The following is a 22,559-nucleotide window of genomic DNA, read 5'->3' on the forward strand; positions in this document are numbered from 1 at the left end:
CCTCAGTCGACGCGCGGACCGGTTTCGATCTGCGGGACTTCAATCGATCGATACCAACTGCTACGCGAGCGGGCCATGCCACTGGCCCCCCGATCCCCTGGTTTCACGGCCAGGACCTGATGAATCGTAAGCCTGTGCGGCTCCTCGAAACCCAGGGCACTGGCAGCGAGATACAGCAACCAGGTACGCACGCGGGGAGCACCGACCTGTAGGACCGATGCGTCCCAGTTCTCGCGAAGGTTCTGTACCCACGCGCGCAGTGTCAAGGCGTAATGCTCGCGCAACGCCTCGCTGTCACGCGTCTCGAAGCCTGAAAGTTCGAGCGCATCAATGGTTTTGCTCAGCGGAAGGATCTCACCGTCCGGGAAGATGTACCTGTCGATGAAACTGCGTCCGTCATCGACGTTGTCCGACAAAGACTTCACCGCCGCGATGGCGTGATTGAGCAGACGACCCTGCGGCACGAGCAGGTCGTAGAGTTTTGCCGTGTACACCGGCAAATTGGCCAGGCCCACATGCTCGGACATGCCGATGCTCGAAATCGCGTCGTACGGGCCGTCGTCGACGTCGCGATAGTCCTGCACCCGAATCTCGATACGATCGGCCAAACCCGCGTCGGCAACTCGTCCCTTGGCGTACTCGACCTGCTCGTTGCTCAGTGACACTCCGACGACGTCGACGCCGTAGTTCTGGGCAGCGTGTAGTGCCATCGATCCCCAGCCACAACCGACGTCGAGCAGTCGCATTCCCGGCTTCAGATCGAGCTTGCGGCAAATCAGATCCAGCTTCGCGTACTGAGCAGCTTCGAGGGATTCGACCCCTTCCGGCCAGTACCCGCACGAATAGACCATGCTCGGCCCGAGAAACATTTCGTAGAAGCGGTTCCCGACGTCGTAGTGATGGGAGACCGTGGCCGAATCGCGTGATTTACTGTGCCGCTTGCCTCGCTTACGACGCATCTCGATCGACGGAGGCGATGGCGGTGGACCCACCGCCCCCAAGCCGGCGAAAGTACCGGCGGCGCGCACCAGCGAGCGCAACGGCAACGCCGACAAACGATTCTCACCGAGCCGCGTGACCAGATCCGGGACATCGAGGAGCGCAAAGATATCGCCGTCTACGTCCAGATCGCCGGACACGTATGCCCTCGCCAGCCCCAATTCGTTGGGAGAGTACAGGACTCGACGTAGGGCACGCCGATTCCGAAAATGTACCCGCGCAGCGGCGTCCGGCGGACCTGCCTCCGAACCGTCCCAACATCGCACGCGAACCGGAAGCGGAACCCCGATCACTTCCTCGAAAACCGTCAAAATTTTGGTCGCGGCACCAGTCACAGATCAACCCCTCCGACAAAGATGGTTAGCCGATGACAGAAAACTTACGCCCGATTCGCGAATCTTTCGCGCCATTTGTCCGAGTTTTGGGCAGTGTTCACCGCAGTTTCGGTATTCATCGAGGTTTCGGTATTCATAGCGGTGTCAGGGCTCCACCAGCCCGGCGAGGAATTCCACCAGCAGTCTCTTAGTCACCTCACGTGGCAACGATTCCACTGCCGCGAGGACGGCCGCCATGTCCAAGGGAGCATCAGCAGAACCCCGAGGATCCAGCCCCGCCGACCTCAAAGCTGCAGCGACAGCGTCACTGGGCAACGCAAGAACATCGGCGACGGTGACATCGCCACGTTCGAATGCTCCGGCCAATTCTGCCAGGGCCGGCGGCGCCTCGGCTGCCGCCAGGCCGCGAACGTCGTCGGCACCGAGGACGAGCGCATTGGTCAACTCGCCGAGCACCGACTCGGTCACCGGGGTGACGGTGAGGTGGGTTGTTCGAGGCAATACAGTTCCGTCAGGTTGCGTCGACGCCGGCTGCCCTTGAAGGACGAAGCCGCGGGCACCGACAGCGCTGACCCAGCGATGCGGATCGACTCGACGTTCGAGGGGCACCGAACCATCGGTGGCGACCGCGAACAGCGGCCCCACCGGCGAGCCCACGACGCGAAGCCCGTCGATGCTCTGGACCGTTTCGATCAGCGCACGGGTGGCCCGCTGCGCCCGGGACACCAGTTCGGCGTACCCCAATTGCCCGAGAACTTGCGAAATCGCCCACGCTCCGGCCAGTGCAGCAACGGATTTGGAACCGAGAAGAGTGGGATTGACCACCGGATACCCCGGCCAGTCCGTGAGCCCGAAATACTGCTTGCGATGCAGGTCACTCCCACGGTGCAGCAAGACCGAGACGCCCTTGGGCGAGTATCCGTACTTGTGGAAGTCGACCGACATGCTGGTGACACCGGGCACCTGGAAATCCCAGGGCGGCAGATCGCCCCACCACGGCAACGCAAGCCCACCGATGCAGGCGTCGACATGTAATGGAATCGAATGTGCACGAGCAACTTCCGCGACGTCGGCGATCGGGTCGAGCGCCGCGAACGGGTAATTGGGCGCCGAGACGACGATCAGAACCGTGTCCTTCCGAACTGCCGTCGCAATATCGTGTGCTCCCACGCGCCCCGACGTGGGATCTACGGGTACCAGGACGAGTTCCAGTCCGAGTAGGTGCGCTGCCTTGTGGAAAGCGGCGTGCGCGGTGGTCGGAAGAACCAGCGAACCCTCACCCGGCGGGAGGCCGCGGAAGTCGCGAGCTGCCTTGACGGCCAACACACAACTCTCCGTTCCGCCGCTGGTGACATTTCCGACGACTATGCCTCCGGTGTCTGTGTCTGTATCTGTGTCTGTATCAGCGGCTGGGTCTGAAGCTCCATGGAGGAACTCGCGAGCGAACGCAACCAACTCACGCTCCATCACCGCCGTGGACGGGAACACCGTCGGGTCGAGACCGTTGACCGGCTGAACCAATCGAGCTGCGTCCGCTGCCAACTCGTCGAGGGTTGCGAGACCGCTGTCGTACACGTACGACAGAACCCGGCCTCCGTGCGTCGGGGCGTCCTGCTCACGAAGCGAACGCAGCCGAGTCAAGATGTCGGCCGCCCTCTTCTCGAGGTTCGTGCTCTCGACGATCTTGCCCTGAAGTTCCTCGGCCTGAGTGGAACTCATCGTTCACCTACGTTCTCGTGAGTGGATTCTTGTTCGGTGCGGTAGTTCCGCAGTACGACCAGGCTGATCGCAACCAGGATCGCCGGGACGACCGAGAAGCCAAGGGCTATTCCGGTCAGCGCTGATTCCGGTTGCACGACAGTTTCGCCCGCAGTTTTCGAAACGAAGCCGGTCACCGCGAGTACACCCAAGAACACCGCGGGCCCCAGGGCAAGGCCTGCGGTTTCCGAGGCTGTCCAGATACCACTGAGCGAACCACCACGTTGGCGTCCACCGATTCGCGCGTCGTCCTCGATGACGTCAGGAAGCATCGCCAACGGGAAAACCTGCATGCCGGCATATCCGACGCCGGCAAGGGCGACGGCACCGTAGATCCACGAACCGGCGTTGACAGCCGCAAGGGTCAACAACGCCGTCGCGACGACAAACAGAACCGAGGACACGACGTAGCCGCGAAGCTTTCCGTACCGATGCGAGAACCGGTACCACAGCGGCATGACGACGAGAGCTGGTCCGACGAGTGCAACGAACAGACCGGTGAGCGCGCCTTCGCTGCCCATCACATAGGTCGCCAGATATTGCGCACCCGCCAACATCACAGCGGTGGCAAGTGCTTGGAGCACAAAGACGATGACCAGCAATCGGAACGCGCGGGTACGTCGTATCGCGTCGAACCCGTCCCGGTACTGCGAGAGCAACGAGCCGACCGGCGCGTCCGCGTGAGTCACCGTGTGGCGCGCCGCTCCGCGAACTGCCCAGATCATTGCCCCACACATCAGCGCCGACACCCCGATCGCCATGACCAGATAACCGCGTGCTCCGCCCCCGGCAGCGTCGCGGAGTTCCGGTCCACCGGCGCCGATGACCAGAATTGTCAGGGCCAACACCGCAATTCGAACCGATACCAAACGAGTGCGTTCGTGGTAATCGCCGGTCAACTCGGTCGGCAACGCGATGTACGGAACCTGAAAGAGGCTGTACGCACTCGCCGCGAGCAGGAAGAAGACGAGCACCCACAACGCCCCGACTCCGGGGCCCGCAGACACGGGGGCTGAGAACGTGAGAATGAAGAGCAACGGCAGTCCCAGAGCGCCTGCGAGCATGAGTGGCACTCGCGTACCAGTTCGATGGGAGCTTCGATCGCTGATCGACCCGATCAGCGGATCGATCAGGACGTCGGCGATTTTCGGGACAATGACCACAAGCGACGCGAGCGCCGCGGCCACGCCGAGCGTATCGGTCAGGTAGTACGCCAGTACCAGACCTGGAAGCACGCCGAATCCACCCGTGCCGACACTTCCCGCTGCGTATCCGGCCACCACACCACGCGAAAGCCTGTCAGGCGATCTACCTTCACGAAGACGTACCGGTTTGTCTGTAGTCACCGTCCACACACTAATGTCACGACTCCGTACCGCGAGGGCAAAAGAATCTCGATGACCAGAAGTCGCTCACTCGGACGGGCCGGGCATGCCAGACTGTGACCCGATTCGCACACGAACGAAAGCCTGAAGACGATGGTTGATCCACTGACAGAGATCTGGCCTCCGTACGGAGTCACGATCACGTGTGGGCGCATCACCTTGGTCCCTGTGCGCGACGACCATTTCCCCGAACTCGCTGCGCTGGTCCGAGCTGGCATTCACCCTGCCGAACAGATGCCGTTTCTCGTCCCCTGGACGGTGGGCACTCCCGAAGAAGTGTCGCGAAGATTCATCCAATACCACTGGTCGGTCCGCGGAGCGATGACCACGGCCGACTGGAAATTCGAAACAGCCATTGTCGTCGACGGAGAAATTGTCGGCTGCCAGGCGTTCGCCGCGACGGACTTTCCCAAAAGTCGTACCGGTGAAACCGGCTCGTGGATCGGGCGCGGGTTCCAAGGCCGGGGCATCGGCACTCTTGCCCGACAGGCAATCTGCGCATTCGCATTCGACTCTTTGGGCGCACGAAGCGTCGTGTCGTCGGCGTTCACGGACAACCCCGCCTCGATCACGGTGTCGACCAAAGTCGGCTACCGCGCCGACGGCACAGTAGAGGAGTTGGCTGCCGACGGCCGAATGACCGTGCGTCGACTCTTCACCCTCGGGCGCGAAGATTTTGTCGCACCGCCGTACCCCGTCGAAGTGACCGGCGCAGACGCGCTCAGGGCGATGCTGGGTATCGACTGAGCGAGCTACCCGTGCACCGTGACAGCCGGTAGAACAGACGCATGGAACCCTCCGACATGATGGCCGCAGTCACCTCGTCCATGCGCGACCGTACCGGACGCACTCTCGAAGAATGGGTTGAGGCTGTACGGACGTCGGGGGTCGACCCGCTCGATCAGAACGAAGTCCGCAAGTGGCTGAAAGCAGAGCACGGTGTACCGCAGAACTCGCAGTGGGCAATTGCATTCGAGACTGCCAAACAGTCCGGATGGGTGGAGCCGACCGTCGAGCAATACATCGACCAGCAGTACAGCGGCCCGAAGGCAGCACTGCGACCCATCTTCGATGCAGCCCGACGTCTGATCGAAGAGCTCGGAACCGATGTTCGAGTCGAAGGCCGCGGAACATACACGCCCTTTGTTCGCGCTCGCCAATTTGCTGCCATCGCAGCGGCCACCAAAGCCCGAGTCGACCTCGGACTACGTTTTGTCGAGGCCCCCGGTTCCGAACTTCTGGTGCCGGCCAAAGCTCCCGGGCAGTCGACTCACAAGATCGGGCTCACCAGCACCGAGGACGTGAACGACGAAGTCGGATCGCTGATAGCCATCGCGTATCTACAGAACGGCCGGTAGGACACTAACTCGCCGCCACGCAACCACTCACCGGCACGCTGCACGAAAGTCCCTGTTCTCCTTGTCGGAGAACAGGGACTTTCTTCACCGCGGGGGAAGGTCGCTGCGACGTGTCAGCTCAGGCCGAAGATCGCGCCGATGATGGTCCGAGCAGCCTCGAAGAGCGCATCAACGGACGGGACACCGATTTCAGAGCTGATGGAAAAAAGGGAACCCAACATACGATCCTCCGGAGATAGTTTCTGAATGGCTTACTGCCACAAGGAAAATGCTACGGGTTCTACTTGTGGAACGGAAGCATGGGGGACCCCGGGTGTGACAACTCCGGACCAAAGTCCCGGCACCGCAGATCTACTGCACCCCAGCATGATTGCTCTCCCCCGCCTCGGATTCGACGCCTTGAGAATTGTCGACGAGGACTTTCGCAACACTCGCCAAAGCCTCCATGCTCGACATTTCCGCGTGAGAGCAGTCGACCAAGTACGGCCGCAGCGGCCCCACCAGTTGGGACCATTTTTCGACCAGGTGACGATGTTCAGGCAGATCATGCTGCGCCACAAACAATTCCACTGAACCGAAATAGCGCCGCGGCGTGTGGTCCCGGACGATTCGCGACAGTTTTTCAACCCGCCCCACCACGGATTCGAGAACCGTATCGGAAAGGAAATCCATACCGGTCTGCCTTCGGATCTCTGCCGCAACGTCTACGAAAGTCAATGCTGCAGTTTCAGTTTCAACCTCAGCTAGTCCGATCTGTGCAAACAGTTCGGAAGGTTTCGGAGCCGCTTGTACCGATGGCATCATCTCCGGCAACAGCGCGTCGAGCATGACAACCGAACCGACCAGATCGCCCGTCTCTTCGAGTTGGCTCGCCATCTCGAGCGCGATCGTTCCACCGGCAGACCAACCCAGTAGATGGTATTCACCCGACGGCTGCACATTCCGTACGGCATCGACATACCCCGACGCCAACTCCGCCACCGTGCCGGGTAGCTCACCTGCACCCGTTGCCTGGATGCCGTATACCCGTCGACCTTCGAGCTGACCGACGAGTCCGACGTAGCACCAGGCAATTCCGCTGACCGGATGCACACAGAACAACGGCGGCCTTAGGTCATCAGGATTGCCGCCCAACATGACGATCGTGTCCAGCGGATCCGAATGGAACGAATCACCCTCCACGACGTCGGCATGAACGAGATCCATCCGAGAGGCAAGCTCCGCCACAGTTCGATCGGTGAAAATCCATTGAACCGGGAAATCCCTGTTCAGGGTCTCACGCAAGCGCGAAGCCACTCGAACTGCACCCATGGATGTCCCGCCGAGCTCGAAGAAGTCGTCGTAGCGGCCCACCGATTTCGCGCCGGTCACGCCCTCGAATGCCTGTGCCACTTGACGTTCGGTATCCGAGACGGGTCGATCCACACTCGACCCTACCTGCGGCGAAGGAGCAGGAAGTGCCGCTACGTCTATCTTCCCCGAAGCGAGCAACGGGACCACTCCCATCACCGTCACCGAAGAAGGCAGCAGGTGCTTCGGCAGCAGGCCGGAGACAAACCCGCGAAGCTCCGATTCCGTCACCGAACCGTTTTCCGCCAGCGTTACGTACGACCGGAGTTCAGCGGATCCGTGCCCGTCGTCAGAGACGACGGTAACCGAGAAGATCACTGCTCCATGGCTTGACAGAGCCACGTCGACCTCCGCCGGTTCCACGCGGACACCCCGCACCTTCACCTGTGCGTCGTTGCGCCCCAGGTACTCGAGCGCTCGGTCGTGACGCCTACGACGCACGAGGTCACCCGTGCGATACATCCGAGTCCCCACCGCATAAGGATTGGCGACAAAACGCTCGGAAGTCAGACCCGGAGAGGCGACGTACCCCCGTGCCACATTCTCGCCGGCGAGGAATAGTTCTCCCGCAACGCCATCCGGAACCGGTCGGAGCCTCTGATCGAGAACAAACGCCGTCGTGCCAGGTACCGGGGTGCCGACGGTGACGTCCCCGTCAGTGATCCGCGCGGAAATCGATGCCGCGATCGTTGATTCGGTCGGTCCGTATCCGTTGACGATGCGATGTCGGGGTGACCACGCCGACGCAAGGCGGGCAGAGAGCGGCTCCCCCATCGATTCGACGATCAACGGTTGCACTGCATCCGGATCGACTGTGGCCAGGACCGTTGGCGTCACGATCAGATGTGTGACGTCGGCAGCGATCAGCAGATTCGTGAGTTCCTCTCCCCCGTAGACGAAGTCAGGAGCCAGAATCAACGTTCCACACCCTGCCGCCGCCAGAAGAATCTCGATCACCGACGCGTCGAAGGTCAACGACGCCAATTGCAGGACTCGGGGGCCACGATCGAGCTCGGCGATCTCGGCGTGCGCGGTGTAGACGTTCATGATGCCGCGGTGTGAAACCTCGACACCCTTGGGTCTTCCCGTGGAACCCGACGTGTAGATGACGTAGGCGAGGTTGTCGGGATGAGCCGGCGTTGCCGATACCTCGACAGCCCCACCAGCAGTGCAGGATTCATCCATCGCCACCCACTCGACGGAGTCCGGCAAACTCTCGGATGCACCTCGCGCTGTCAAACCGACAACCGAACCGCACTCCTCGACCATCGTCTGTCGGCGCGCTGTCGGCAGCGCCGGATCGAGCGACAGCCACGCTGCGCCTGCCCGCGCTACCGCCCACAGCGCAACGATCCACAGATGCCCGCGACCGAGCGCAACGGCCACCACGTCATCGGGTCCGATTCCTCGGACCGCCAACTCGCGAGTCCAGTGCGACGACTCCTCGTGCAGGTCGCGATAGGTCCAGCGCCTGCCGTTCTCTTCCAGCGCGATGCCGTCGGGTGCCTGCCGCAGCGCGCGTTCGAAAATGTCCGCAATCGTCAGCGGTTCGACGTGTCGAGGATTCGCAGCCGTCAGCGCCGAGCGTTCGAGACCGGACAGCAATTCGATCTCCCCGACCACGATCTCGGGTTCACCTGTCACTGCTTCGGCGATACGTGTCACCCGCTGCATGAACAGTTCCGCGGTCGACGCGCGGAATCTGTCTGTGGCATACAGCAATCGAATCGTCAGACTGTCACCGGTGTCGACCAGGTCCCACGTCAAGTCGTAACCGGTCGACGACCCTGTCTTGTCGATGTCGAAGACGGTGATGCCGTCGATCTGCGGCACGTCGAGCGCTCGCCGATATGCCAGCATGACGGTGAACAGGGGATGCTCGTTCATCCTGCGCGGCGGATCGACCTTCGCAACTACATCGTCGAACGAGACGTCCGCGTTCGCCATTGCTTCCAGATCGACACGGCGAACCTCGTCCAGGACAGCAGCGAAGCGGTCGGAGGAGTTGATCCTCGTGCGCAATGCGACAGTACCCACCATCATGCCGGCCACGCTCAGCAGCGCCGGATCGTTCCGCAGACTCACAGCTGCTCCCACCACGACGTCGTCCGTGACGCACTCGCGAGCGAGCAGCACGGCAATCACGCTGTGGACAACCATGAATACCGTGACGCCATGCGAACGAGCCAACGCCGACAACGCGTCATAGGTGGCACCATCGAGGACTTCCGTCACCATCTCGTCGGATCGTGAAGACACCGGACTCCGGGGGTTGTCGACGGGTAGAGCCAACACATCCTCGACGCCACCAAGTGCGTTCGACCAGTAGTCGAGTTGCCGATGCGCCACGCTCAGAAGATCCTCCGGATCGCCCAAGCTCTCTCTCGCCCAGAGACTGTAGTCGCCGTAGCTGATCCCGCCGGCGGAGCGATCCCATTCCCTTCCGAGCACCCTCGCCTCGAAGGCTGCCGCGAAATCGGCAAGGATCGGGCCCATCGACGCACCGTCGATTGCGATGTGGTGAACAACCAGTACCAGGACAGTCAATCCTGCAGAATCGGCTCCTGCATTTTCGCTGAACACACGCACACGGAACGGAACATCTCGTTCGAGATCGAACGGCACAGTCGCGAAGGCCGAAGCGCTCGCACGGATATCGTCGACGCACTCAGCGGTGAGATCGACTGCAACAGAGTCTATTTCAACCTGTTGTGGACCGAACTCACCCGGAACAAACACAGTTCGCAACACGGCATGGTGATCGACGACGTCACCGAGGGCGCTGCTCAAAACCGAACGATCGATGTCGTCTGCCAGGACCGCTGCAAACGTCAGGTTGTACGCAGTCGATTCCGGCTGAAGCTGATTGATCAGCCAAAGTCGTTGTTGCGAGGGCGCCAGTGGGGCCGGCATGCCGGAATCACGTCGAGTCAGTTCGCGGCGCTTGCCATCGGACGCGCTCGCCGACAGCCACTGAGACATCGCTCGCGGCGACGGATTGTCGAAGACGGCGCGAACAGGCACATCCCGCGCGAAGATCGAGGCGAGTCGACCTGCCACCGCTGCTGCGGCCAACGAATCACCACCTGATTCGAACAGGTTGTGCAGAGCGCCGAAACTTCCGGACACGTGTTCCGACATGACAGCGGTGACGAGTTCCTCCGAAACCGTCACTGCTGCATCGGGCGCCTGGCTCTCGAACACATGGCGCCGCAACGCATCTGCGTCCAGTTTTCCGTTTGTCGTCAGCGGGATCGACTCCAACACGACCACGCGGCCGGGCATCAGATACGCAGGCAACATCGCGGCCAACTCGATTGTCAGCTGATCCGCCTCCACACCATCGCCAACCGCGCACGCAACGGCGATCTCGTCGACGAGGACAACCGCCGCAGCCTCGACGCCCGTGCACCGCCGCAGAGCTGATTCGATTTCGGCGGGCTCGACGCGGATTCCTCGCACGCTCATCTGACGGTCGGAGCGTCCGACGAATCCGAGCGTGTCATCGGTGCGGCGGTGAACCAGATCACCGGTCCGATAACGGCGGCGTCCACCTGGTGCTGCGACGAACGAGCTGGCGGTGCCGGCGGGATCTCCGGCATAGCCCATCGCAAGCCCGGGCCCGCTGACGTACAACTCACCGATCCCGGCCCACGGCACCGGACGCAGTCGCGTATCCAGTACCTCTGCACCGATTCCGGCGAGCGGAACTCCGATGGTGACCCGATGATCCACCTCGGCGACGGTCGTGACCACCGTGCATTCCGTCGGTCCGTATGCGTTGAGCATTCGCGCGCGGCGACTCCATGCACGCGCGGTGGAAGGTGAGAGCACATCGCCACCGACTGCCACCACCTCCAACGAGTCGAACCGCTCCGGAGCCATGGTGTCGAGTACGGCCGGAGTGGACAACATGTGAGTGACGCCGCGTTCTGCGACGAATTCTTCGAGTGCCCTTCCGCCGAAAGCCTCCCGAGGAGCGACCGCCAAGGTAGCCCCGGCGCCGATCGCCAACATCATCTCGAGAATCGCCGCATCGAACGTCGGTTTGTAACCGTGCAGCACAACCGAGTCCGAAGTCACGCCGTACTTCCGGATTGCGTCGTCGGTAAGAAGGCCCAGACCTCGGTGGGTGACTGCAACGCCTTTCGGTTCACCAGTCGACCCGGACGTGTGAACGACGTACGCGACTGAATCCGGATACTGCCGACCGGGAACGGGGCTGCGGTCGGAGAGCACTGTGCGCAGTTGCTTCAGCCGTGCCGGCGGCAGGTCGGGGTCGATCGGCACGAATGCCGCGCCCGTTTTCGAGATCGCCAACATTCGGACCAGGTACGCGATAGTCCGTACCGCCGGAATCTCGTACACGGCACCCGGTCCTGCGCCCCGAGCCACCAGTTCCCAGGCTTGGGCATCCGAGGCAGAGTCGAGTTCGGCATACGTCACCGTGCGCTGCCCGTCGTCGAGAGCAATGTTGTCAGGGAATCGCGCCGCTGTGGCGGCGAAAATCTGGGTCAGCGTCCGGGACGAATCGACCTCGACAGCAGTCCAACTGGGCGCCGCGCCCACCGCGAGATCCGAAACGAGTACTGGCACATCCTCGGCCATCGAGGTGAGCACTCTCGACAGTTGTCGAGCAACCGCGTCGGCGCTCGAAGGATCGAACGCGCTCGCGGCATAGATGAGCGCTCCGGTCAATGATCCGTCGACAGCGGGTGCGAGCGAGACGTGCATGGGGAACTTCGTTGTCGCGGTCTCGATTTCGCGAGCCTCAATCGTGAGACCGGCCACCTCCACGGCAGGGATCGCGAAGTTCTGCAGACCCAGCGCAATCTGGGGAGTTCGTCCGCCGAGCAGCTCACCAACCAATTCGGCAGGAACAGAGCTATTTTCGAATGCTGCCACATCAGCATGGAAAGCTGCACCCAACAGAAGGTCGATCGGCACGTCCCCGTCGATCCGAAGGCGAAGAGGCACCGTATCCACGAACATGCCGACCACGCCGTCGAGCTCAGGCGTACGCCGTCCGTCGACAGCTGTCGCGATCACGACATCGGGATTTCCACTCAGCTTGGCAAGCACCACGGACAACGCCGCATGAACCACCGCAAACAGCGAGACCTTCAATCGATCGGCTCGCGCCTGCAGTGACAAGGTGATGACGGCTGGAATCACGAAGTTCACTCGCTGCGCTACGGAATCCGGCCCGCCATCAGAATGATCCACCGTCAGCGGCGACACAGATGTCACACCGTCGAGCGTTCGGCGCCAGAACTCCTCGACGACAGGGGAAACGTCACGTGCTGCCTCCCACGCGGCAAAATCCCCGTACTGGATCGGCAGCGGAGACCATTGCGGATCCAGTCCAGCTCGTCGCTTGCCGTAAGCGGTCAGCAGGTCGCCGACCACCGTTCGCATCGACACCCCGTCGACTGCGATGTGATGAAAGCTCACTGCCAGAACGTGCCTGACCGGTGACACCTGGAGCAGCATCCAGCGCACCGGCAGGTCTGCCGCTACATCGAAACCGCGCGAGCCGAACTCTCGCAGCAGCACCTCGACCTCGATGTCGGCGACCAGTCGCGTTTCAATTGTCAGGGGGGTCGGAGGATCCACGACCTGAACCGGTGGAGTGCCCGGATACCGGGTTCTGAGGACGTCATGACGGCCGACAAGATCCGTCGCTGCGTGCCGCAGCGCGGGCACGTCGAGTTCACCGTCGATCTCGATGCAGATCGGCAGGTTGTACGCACCGCTCGACGTGTTCCGCTGGTTCAGTACCCACATCGCACGCTGGTTCCGTGACAGAGGTGCGGGCGTGGGGTCGCGCCGCGGTTCCAGTCGGACAACATCGGTCGCCGGGCCACTCTGCTCGAGCGAATCGATCCGGGCCGCCAACGCCGCAACTGTTGGATGCTCGAATACGGTCCGGAGCGGAACAACCAGCCCAAGGGAACTACTCAAGAGCGAGGTAACCTCTGCGGCCGACAGCGAGTTGCCGCCGAGCGAGAAGAAGTCTGCGTCGCGGTCGTCCTCATTCCCGCCGAGCACCGAAGTAAAAGCTTCGGCAACAAGGCGTTCTGTGGCGGTGGCCGGCCCCTGTGCACGGGAAGCATCCAGTGTCGGCGCCGGGAGACGGGCGAAGTCGACCTTGCCGTTCCGCATCGGAAGCGCGCCCTCGATTTCGACGATGACATGCGGAACCATGTACGTCGGAAGGACTTCTGCGACAGCGGCGCGAAGTTGACCCGTGTCAACTCTTTCGGCATCCGAGCTTCGCACGTAGGCGACCAACAGAGGACTTCCACCCTGGGCCGACCGAACCCCGGCGACGCAGAAATCGACGTTCGCGACAGACTGAATGACTGCCTCGATCTCACCCGGTTCGATCCGGACACCGTTGACCTTCACCTGCACGTCGGTTCGCCCGAGATAATGCAGGCGATACATATTGCCTTCAGATTTGGGGCTTTCCGGCTTCCACATCACCAGATCGCCGGTCCGGTACATCCGGGCTCCTGAACTGGTTGCCACGAATCGTTCCGCGGTTCGGGCCGGTTGGCCGGCGTAACCGCGCGCGAGCATTCGACCGGAGAGATACAGTTCGCCGGCGACTCCCGGCGGCACCGGTTCGAGTCGATCATCGAGCACGACGGCGTCGACCCCGGCCAGTGGATACCCGACGGATCCGTCGTGAGTGTCAGCTGACAGATGTTCGATCGACAGTGGTTCGGTAGCAAGCGAATACATCGCGGACTCGGCAGGTCCGTATCCGTTGATCACTCTGCGTCCGGCTTGCCAGCGCTTCGCCAACGCACCGCCGAGTCGCTCGCCCCCGAACATCACCGTTGCAAGGTCCGGCAGCGACGGATCACCGATCGAGGCGACGACAGTAGGTGTGGCGCACAGATGAGTAATTCGCTCGCGCCTCAGTGCTGATGCAAGTCCCGAGCCGAACAGTTGGTCGTCCTTCGCCAGAACGAGCGTCGCCCCGGACGCACTCGCGATGAGCACCTCGAGCAACGTCATGTCGAACCCTGGCGCTCCGCGATGGAATACGCGCGAACCTGGACCAGCCGAGAATCGACCGGGCAGGTCCAGGGCGATCACACCGAGCCCGCCGTTGGTCACCACCACGGCCTTCGGGGTTCCAGTCGTTCCTGACGTGAAAACTACGTAGGCCGCAAGGTTCTCGGAATGACGTCTGGCCCAGTCTGCGTCCTGCTCACCACCGGCGTCGAGGCCGCAGACCGCGCCGTCGCCCAGCGCTTCGAGGACATCGCGTACTCGCGCCTGCGGCTGTTCCGGGTCCACCAATGCCGGAGCTGCACCGACCTTCGCGATCGCCCACAATCGCACGATCGACGCTATGGTCCGATCGGGAGTCCAGGCAACGACGTGGTCCACTCCGACTCCCCCGGAACGCAACTCGTCGGCTGCGACGTCCGACTGTGCATCGAGGTCTCGGTAAGTGAGTGTGTTGCCCTCAGCTTCGACCGCCACGGCGTCCGGAGCGAATTCGACGCCGTATCGCAGCATCGAGGCAAGCGTCGTACCGGAACACCGAGATGCATCGGGCCGGTCGACCGCGCCGTGTGCGGGGACGAGAAGAGCTCGCTCCGCACTCGTCAACAGGTCGATTCGCCCTACCGCGACATTGGGGTCGACAGACACTTGATTCAGGAGGTGCTCGAACCGACCCGCAAAGCTCGATACCGTCAGATCATCGAATAGATCAGCGTTATACACGAATTCGAGACCGAGACCACCCCCGATCCCCTCGTCCGTGACGTTGAGCTGCAGATCGAAATTTGCTTGCCTGACATCGGGCGAGATCTGAGTGACGGACAACCCCGGTATGGACCACGCGGCGGAATGAGTTGTCTGGAACGAGAGCGCCACCTGGAAGAACGGATGTCGCGAACGCGATCGCGGTGGGTCGATCAGATCAACCAGCGATTCGAAAGGCATCTCTGCGTGTGCGAACGCCGCTACGTCTCGCTGACGAACCTGCTCGACCAACCGGCCGAACGACTTCGACGGATCGACTTCGGTCCGAAGAACAATCGTGCCGGCAAACATGCCGACCAGCTCGTCGAGTTCGGGTGTGACGCGTCCGGACACAACAGTGCCGACAGCTACGTCATTGCTGCCGTTGTACCTCGCCAGCAGCGCCGCGAGTGCAGCGTGGACAACCATGAACATGGTTCCGTTGTTCGATCGTGCGAGTGCTTGAAGGCCCGTCCGTACCGAACCCCAGATCTCTACCCGGCAGCTCGACGCGCGGGCGGACGTCGAACGCGGACGGTCCAGGGGTAGCGTCACCTGCTCGGGAAGGCCTTCGAGAGCCTGCTTCCAGTAGCTGGATACCGTCTCGGGAATCCCCGATTCCCGTTGCCATGCGCTGTAATCGGAGTATTCGAGCGCGAGCGGCGACCACGTCGGAGCTTGCTGGGCCGAGCGAGCGATGTACGCCGCCGTGAAGTCACGTACCAACAACTCGAGCGATCGAGCATCGGCGGCAATGTGATGGATAACAACAGCCAGGATGAACTCGTCAGGCGAAAGCTGGAGAAGTGCCGCACGTACGGGCGGATCCACGGTGACATCGAAGCCCGAACCCACCAGTTCTGCAACACGATTCTCGGTGTCGTCGCCGGCGAGTGCCTCGAGTTGAAACAGCGGAAGCGCATCCTCGGCGACGAGCACCGTCTGAACCGGACGCTCGCCGACAACCGGATATACGGTCCGCAGAGTGCGATGACGGTCGATCAGGTCGTGAATTGCCAGTCCGGCTGCAGCTACGTCCAATTCACCCGTCAGGCGCAACACGATCGGAATGTTGTAGCCGGAGGATTCTGTATCCAACTGATTCAGAATCCACATTCGGTGTTGGGAAGCCGACAGCTGCACCTCCGCAGTGCCTGGGCGCGGTACCAAAGTCAGACGAGGTACCAAAGACAACGGAGACGCTTGCCCCGCGCCGATTCGGGCAGCAGCGATGCCGGCGAGCTGATCGACGAATGGGTGCTCGAACACATCGCGGACGTCGAGGTTGCAGCCCAAAGCGGAGTTCAGGCGCGACGAAAGACGAGTGGCGATCAAGGAATTGGCCCCTTGATCGAAGAGATTCCGGACCGGATCTATATGCGGAACTTCCATCAAATCGCTCAGAATGGCTGCAACTGTCTGAGCGAAGAAGTCTCGCGACTGCCGAGACGGCTGCACTTGCGACGTCGGGTCCGGCAGTGATGCTCGGTCGATCTTGCCGTTGATCGTGACCGGCAATGACGCAAGCGGCATCAAAGCCGACGGGACCATATGTGCGGGCAACAACGAACGAGCAGTCCGCAACACACCGTCGAGGTCGTGTCCGTTCTCAGGGGTGATGTAACCGACCAAAGTCGGCCCACTGTCGAGTTCTCTCACCACCACCGTGGCCTGCTCCACCGACGTGTGAGCCAACAGCGCGGATTCGACCTCGCCCGGTTCGACGCGGTAACCGCGCAGGGCCATCTGACCGTCGGCGCGGCGAACATATTCGAGTCGACCGGCTCGCCGACGGACCAGATCGCCGCTGCGGTACATCCGCGATCCTTCGAATCCGGGTTCAGACACAAATCGGGAAGACGTCATCCCTGGTTGACCCAAGTAGCCTTCGGCCACCTGCGGACCGGCAACGTACAGTTCGCCGACAGATCCCGGCGGGACGGGCTTCAACGACGCGTCGAGCACGTAGCTGCGAAACCCTGGTAGTGGGGACCCGATCGGCGAGACAGTCTCGTTACCGGAGATGAGATCGAAATTGGTTACATGGACCGTGGTTTCGGTGATTCCGAACATATTGACACCCCGCACGTCCGGGTGCCGATCGAACCAACCCTGCACGCGCCCGACGTCGAGGCGATCGCCGCCGAAAACAATCGTCCGGAGCGGAAGCAGCATTTCCGGCGTAACTTCCGCCAACGCATAGAAGGCGGCCGGGGTCTGATTCAGAACGGTGACTTTCTCCCGCACAATCAGATCCGCGAATCTTTCGGGAGAGCGCGCGACGTCACCGTCTACGATCACCAGGGATCCGCCAGTGGTCAACGCACCCCACATCTCCCAGACCGAGAAGTCGAATGAGTGCGAATGAAACATCGACCACACGTCTTCGTCGCCGAAGTCGAAGATCTCGCGAGTCGAGGCCAGCAGAGCCAACACGTTGTCGTGAGTCACCACCACACCTTTGGGCGCTCCGGTCGATCCGGACGTGTAGATCACGTAGGCGGCGGCCTCCGACTGTGGAACAGGCCAACCGGCCGTCGCTTCAGTCGTCTCGTTGACGAGGACGACAGCTTGCTCGGACCCAACGAACCGCCCAGCTGATTCGTCCGTCGACACAATCGCTTTCGGGCCTGCATCGGCAAGTACGTAGTGGATGCGAGCGTCGGGATACTGCAAGTCGATCGGGACGTACGCAGCGCCCGCGCGAACGACGGCGATGATGGCTACGACGAGGTCGACCGATCGAGGCAGGGCGACCGCCACGCGATCCCCGACTCCAATTCCTCGATCGATCAATACGGCGGCAAGGCCCTCCGAACGAACTCGCACCTCTTCATAGGTGACGCGAGTATCGCCACTCGACACCGCGATTGCATTCGGATGCCGGGCTGCGACGGCCCCGAAGAGGTCGGGCAGCGACTGCGCGACAATCGAAGGCCCCGGCACCCAAGCCAGCAATTCTTCGCGCTCCGCAACGCTGAGAACATCGATGTCGCGCAGCATGATTGACGAGTTCTCGGTAATCGAGTCACATACTCGACGCAGTCGCTCGACCCAGCTCTGCACGGTGCCCGCATCGAACAGATCGGCGGCATATCGGAAAGTGCCGCGAATACCGCTCGCGTCGCCGTCAATCGTACGATCTTCGCGCACAGTCACTTCGAGGTCGAAGCGAGGGTGCGCGGGAGGTAGCGGAGTGCCGTGGGCCGTCAAAGTTCCCACCGCGATCTCGGAATCCGGTGCTACCGGATCGACAGCGAGAACCACTCTGAGGAAGGAATTCTTGTCGCCTGCGGCCCCACCGACCGCGCGGTCGACCACCCAGTCGAACGGGACGTCGGCATTGGACAAAGCTGCCACGTCAGCCTCGCGTACCCGACTCAAGAACTCACCGAAGGTGTCTCCGCCGCGAAGGAGCGTTCGCAGCGCCACGGTCCCGACGAACATACCGACGGCGCCGTCGAACGAAGGGTGTGTTCGGCCGGACGTCGGGGTTCCGATGACCACATCGGACGCACCGGTGATCTTGCTCAGCGCAATCGCAAGGCAGGCGTGCAACACCATGAAGGTTGTGCAGTGATGCGCTCGAGCGATCTCGTTGAGCGCCGCGTGGACGGGCGAGGGCAATTCGAAAGTCACGTCCCGAGCCGACGACGCTAGGTCCGGCCGGCGGGATCTGTCCACGGGAAGCGCAAGAGCCGGATCAACGCCGGCGAGTGCGTCGGACCAGAATTCCAGCTGGCGACCTGCCAAGCTCTGTGGATCTGCAGGATCACCGAGAACGGTTCTGTGCCAAGCGGAATAGTCACGGTAGTCGAGCGCGGGCGAAGGCCAGATCGGCGACCGCCCGTCGGCGCGAGCGTCGTACGCGGAGATCAGGTCAGAAACGATCGTGGCGAACGAAAGGCCGTCCAAGGCTATGTGATGCGCAACCACGGTCAAGCGGTGGTCGGCATCGCTGCCGGAGGTGAGGATCAAACGAAGCGGTGCATCGGTCTCCAGGTCGAAACCTGCCGCAACCAATTCCGCTGACGCAGTATCGTATTCCTCGGACGGAACCTCGATCAGAGTCACCGGAGTCGCGGTCGCAACTTGGATCGGCCACGTGTCGTGATTCTGTTCGAACGAGAACACGGTACGCAAGACGAGATGGCGATCGGTCAGGTCGGCTACCGCCGCCCTCATCGCCTCTGTATCCAGTGCACCACTGAACGCGACCTCGAACGCGATGTTGTACGCCGACGACTGGGGATCGCGACGGTTGAGCAGCCATAGACGTTGTTGCGCCGGAGCGATTTCGACGGTGACCTCGTCCGAAATGCGCTCGGGCTCCACCACCCATTCCGCCCGGTCCTCACGAATCTTCTGGGCCAGACGCGCCGGAGTCGGGGCGCCGAACACGTCCCTGACACCAACTCGTCTACCGAGTGCAGAACTCACGCGCGCTGCAACATACACGGCGTCGAGGGAACTACCGCCCCAGGCGAACAAGTCGGAGTGCGGTCCGAGAACTCCGACGCCCAGGACCTCGGCCATCACCGAGGCAATCAATTCCTCGTCGTACTCGATCGGACGGTGCACGGTCGAGTGCTGCTCGGCGACCGCGGACCATGTCGGTTCAGGAAGCGCTGAACGGTCCGTCTTTCCATGGCTCGTGACGGGCAACGCTGCCAGAATCGTCACCGAACCCGGAAGCATCGAACGTGGAAGTAGTGAAGCCAGATGTTCGCGGACCGCCTTCTGACTCAATAGATGAGCAGTGCCGTCCTCACCTTCGGCCGCAGTCACGTACGCCGCAAGCGACCCGGATCGCTCGACCACCGCTGCTTGCGCAACACCGGGAGTCGACAGGAGCACAGCCTCGATCTCGCCCAGTTCAACGCGTACTCCACGGATCTTGACTTGTTGATCAGAGCGGCCCAAGAACTCGAGCTGACCGGCATCGTTCCATCGCACGACGTCCCCGGTGCGGTACATGCGCTCGCCGGCACCAGTGGCACCAAAGGGCGCCGCTACGAAACGCTCCGAGGTCAGCGTCGGGGAAAGGTACCCGCGCGCCAGTCCTGGTCCCATCACGTACAGCTCGCCCGCGGCGCCGACCGGAGTCGGTCGCAACCACGAATCCAACACCACAGCGGCAACGCCGTCGATCGGACGCCCGATCGGAGTATCACCGCCAGGCTCGAGTGGCTCGCTCATGAATGCCGCGACGGTCGCTTCACTGGGTCCGTACGAATTCACGATGTCGACATGACTCGACCACACATCCACGAGCGCCACCGGCGGTCGCTCGCCGCCGACGTTCAACACTCGAAGATCCGGCAGTTTCCGAGGATCCATCGTCAGCGGAACCGATGGTGTCGAGATCAGGTGCGTGACACCCTCGAGCCGCAGATAGTCTTCGAGGTCCACTCCGCCGATCAATCCGGGAGGAACGATCACGGCGGTCGCGCCGCAGCCGTGAGCAAGCAGAATCTCGAGGATCGACACGTCGAACGAGGTAGCTGCCAGGAGCGCGACGCGGGAGGAACTATCGATGTTCAGTCGCCTGGCGTGAGAACGCAGCAACGGCGCAATGCCTCGGTGCGTGACCGCGACGCCCTTCGGCCGTCCGGTCGACCCCGACGTGTAGACCACGTAGGCGGTGTCGTCCAGAGACAGGTCGGCGATAGATGAACCCGCCCCCACGCGTCGATTCGCCGGCCCTTCGACGGTCTCGTCTTCCCTGGGGTCGACGACGCAGACCCAAGCCGGCACGTTCACGAGTTCGCCACCGACCACAACGGACACGTCGGCGTCGTCGAGAATGAAAGCGACACGCTCGGAGGGTGTTTGAGGATCCACGAAAAGAAGGGCAGCACCAGCCCGCACTACTGCATGAAATGCAACTACGGAATCGGTCGAGCGCTCGGTGAGGATCCCGACGACGTCACCTCGTCCGACGCCGTTCTCCACGAGCAAGGCGCACAGTGCATCCGCGCGAGCGCCGAGCTGGTCGTAAGTGACGTCCACACCTTGCTCGCGGATCGCGACGGCGCTCCCCTGCCCTGCGCCGCCTCTGACGACCGAATCGAGCGTCGCGAATCCGTCCGTCCGCGGACCTAGCGCGGGGACCAGATCCTTCGCTTCGTCCGTCGAGAGGATGCGGAGGTCACCGAGCGCACGGGTAGCCGAGTCGAGGAATCCCTCGAGAAACCGAACGAACTGACGATGATGCATCGCCAGGTCACGTTCGCTGTAGAGGCGTGGATTGGCTTCGAAGGACAGGCGAACGTTCTCCCCCGCGATCGACGGATAAATGCTGAAGAACAGATCTTCGGTGGGTCCGGATGTGAGGACGTGAAATTCGCCGACGACGTCGCCGAGCCGAATGGCTTCGTGAAACATCATGACGTTCACGGCCGGGCCCGCCGCCTCACGGGATCTGCCCTGACCCTCCTGGAAGCCCATGTCCTCGTAGCGGAATCGCTGGTGGCGTAGTGCACCGGTCATCTGAACCGAGATCTGACGCACCAGTTCTTGTGGCGACAGATCCCGTTCGAGTTGCGCACGAACAGGCACGATGTTGGACAGCATCCCACCTGAACGTTTCGACGTCGCCGTGGTGCGGCCGGACACCGGCAAGCTGAGGACTACGTCATCGGAATCAGTCATGCGACCGAGATAGGACGCGAATGCACCGACGAGGACCGCCACCTCGGACGTAGTCCACTCGGTCGCTACATTCGAAAGATGTTTTGCAAGAGTTGGATTCAGTGTCCGCACCATCATGTGCTGCGGCATGGACGTCAGGCCGGCACCGTCGGTGAGGCGAACCGGGCGGGGCAGGCCTTCGGACATCTCCGTCCAGTACTGCTTGTCCGATCGATACCGCGACGAGGATCGGTAGTCGACGTCGAGGTCGTGCAGTGCACGTACCCCGACACCACCGAATGGAGTCAGCGTCTTGCCATGAACCAGATGCGAATAGCGCTCGGCCACCCGCGCGGTGAGTGTCATCGCCGCGTGTCCGTCGAGCACGAGATGATGGGCGTGCGAGTACCAGAAATAGTGATCGTCTGCCAGATGAAGCAAAGTCGCCGAGATCAGGCGGTCAGACATCACGTCAAGTGGCCGTGAGCATTCCGCTGTCATCCACTCGTTCGCGCGCTGAACCGGGTCGTCGTCGCTGCGTAAGTCGAGGTATGCGAGATCGTCGACGATCGAGTGATCGACAATCTGCGCCGGCTCGGCATCAGTGGCGACGAGGCGAACGAACGGCGACTCCAATTCATGACATGCCGTGTTCGTTGCCGCGATCAGAGCGTCGACGTCAACCGGTCCTCGTAGCTCCACGTACTGAGCCACCACGAACGGAGTTGACGGACTCAGTTGCTGCGCAAACCACAGCGCGAGCTGAGCCCGAGACAACGGAAAAGCACTCAACCCGTCACCTCACATTTCACCAGCCTTGTTTTTCACGAACATTCGATGGCTGATCACGTGAATCCATGGGAGCGAACACCACGAACGGCCGAACCGAACCCTACTGTCTCGTCTAAGTTTTCACCACTGGGCCAACACTGCTAGACATGTCGACGCAGCTTTCACGCACTCAAACGTCA

General features: G+C 62.1%; 6 protein-coding genes. 2 read left to right on the plus strand and 4 right to left on the minus strand.

Going from position 1 to position 22,559, the window contains the following annotated elements:
• Positions 1 to 2: 2 nt before the first annotated feature.
• The 3 genes from ACKAMS_RS16140 to ACKAMS_RS16150 all read right to left on the minus strand — a co-directional run bounded on the left by ACKAMS_RS16140 (position 3) and on the right by ACKAMS_RS16150 (position 4,447).
• The gene (locus tag ACKAMS_RS16140; RefSeq protein ID WP_019748788.1) at positions 3 to 1,334 is read right to left on the minus strand and encodes a class I SAM-dependent methyltransferase; all 1,332 of its coding nucleotides are present in this window, start codon (positions 1,332 to 1,334) and stop codon (positions 3 to 5) included.
• Positions 1,335 to 1,478: 144 nt separating this feature from the next.
• Positions 1,479 to 3,053, minus strand: a complete 1,575-nt coding sequence (locus ACKAMS_RS16145; protein ID WP_408989242.1) for a pyridoxal phosphate-dependent decarboxylase family protein — start codon at positions 3,051 to 3,053, stop codon at positions 1,479 to 1,481.
• Positions 3,050 to 4,447: an MFS transporter gene (locus ACKAMS_RS16150; protein ID WP_020969800.1), complete on the minus strand. Its 1,398-nt coding sequence runs from the start codon at positions 4,445 to 4,447 to the stop codon at positions 3,050 to 3,052. The genes ACKAMS_RS16145 and ACKAMS_RS16150 overlap by 4 nt, the downstream gene beginning before the upstream one ends.
• 123 nt (positions 4,448 to 4,570) lie before the next feature.
• Between ACKAMS_RS16150 and ACKAMS_RS16155 the strand changes: the two genes are divergently transcribed.
• The gene (locus tag ACKAMS_RS16155) at positions 4,571 to 5,224 is read left to right on the plus strand and encodes a GNAT family N-acetyltransferase (RefSeq protein ID WP_283568189.1); all 654 of its coding nucleotides are present in this window, start codon (positions 4,571 to 4,573) and stop codon (positions 5,222 to 5,224) included.
• A 41-nt stretch (positions 5,225 to 5,265) separates the two neighbouring features.
• Entirely contained in the window at positions 5,266 to 5,835 is a 570-nt protein-coding gene (locus ACKAMS_RS16160) for a DUF5655 domain-containing protein (protein WP_019748792.1), read from the plus strand.
• A gap of 351 nt (positions 5,836 to 6,186) precedes the next feature.
• On the opposite strand, the gene ACKAMS_RS16165 is transcribed toward ACKAMS_RS16160, so the two are convergent.
• A complete protein-coding gene (locus ACKAMS_RS16165; protein ID WP_408989243.1) occupies positions 6,187 to 22,380 on the minus strand; it encodes an amino acid adenylation domain-containing protein in 16,194 nt (5,397 codons plus the stop codon).
• Positions 22,381 to 22,559 lie beyond the last annotated feature (179 nt).

This window comes from Rhodococcus sp. 5A-K4, from assembly GCF_046097995.1.
Lineage (GTDB): Bacteria > Actinomycetota > Actinomycetes > Mycobacteriales > Mycobacteriaceae > Rhodococcus_F > Rhodococcus_F erythropolis.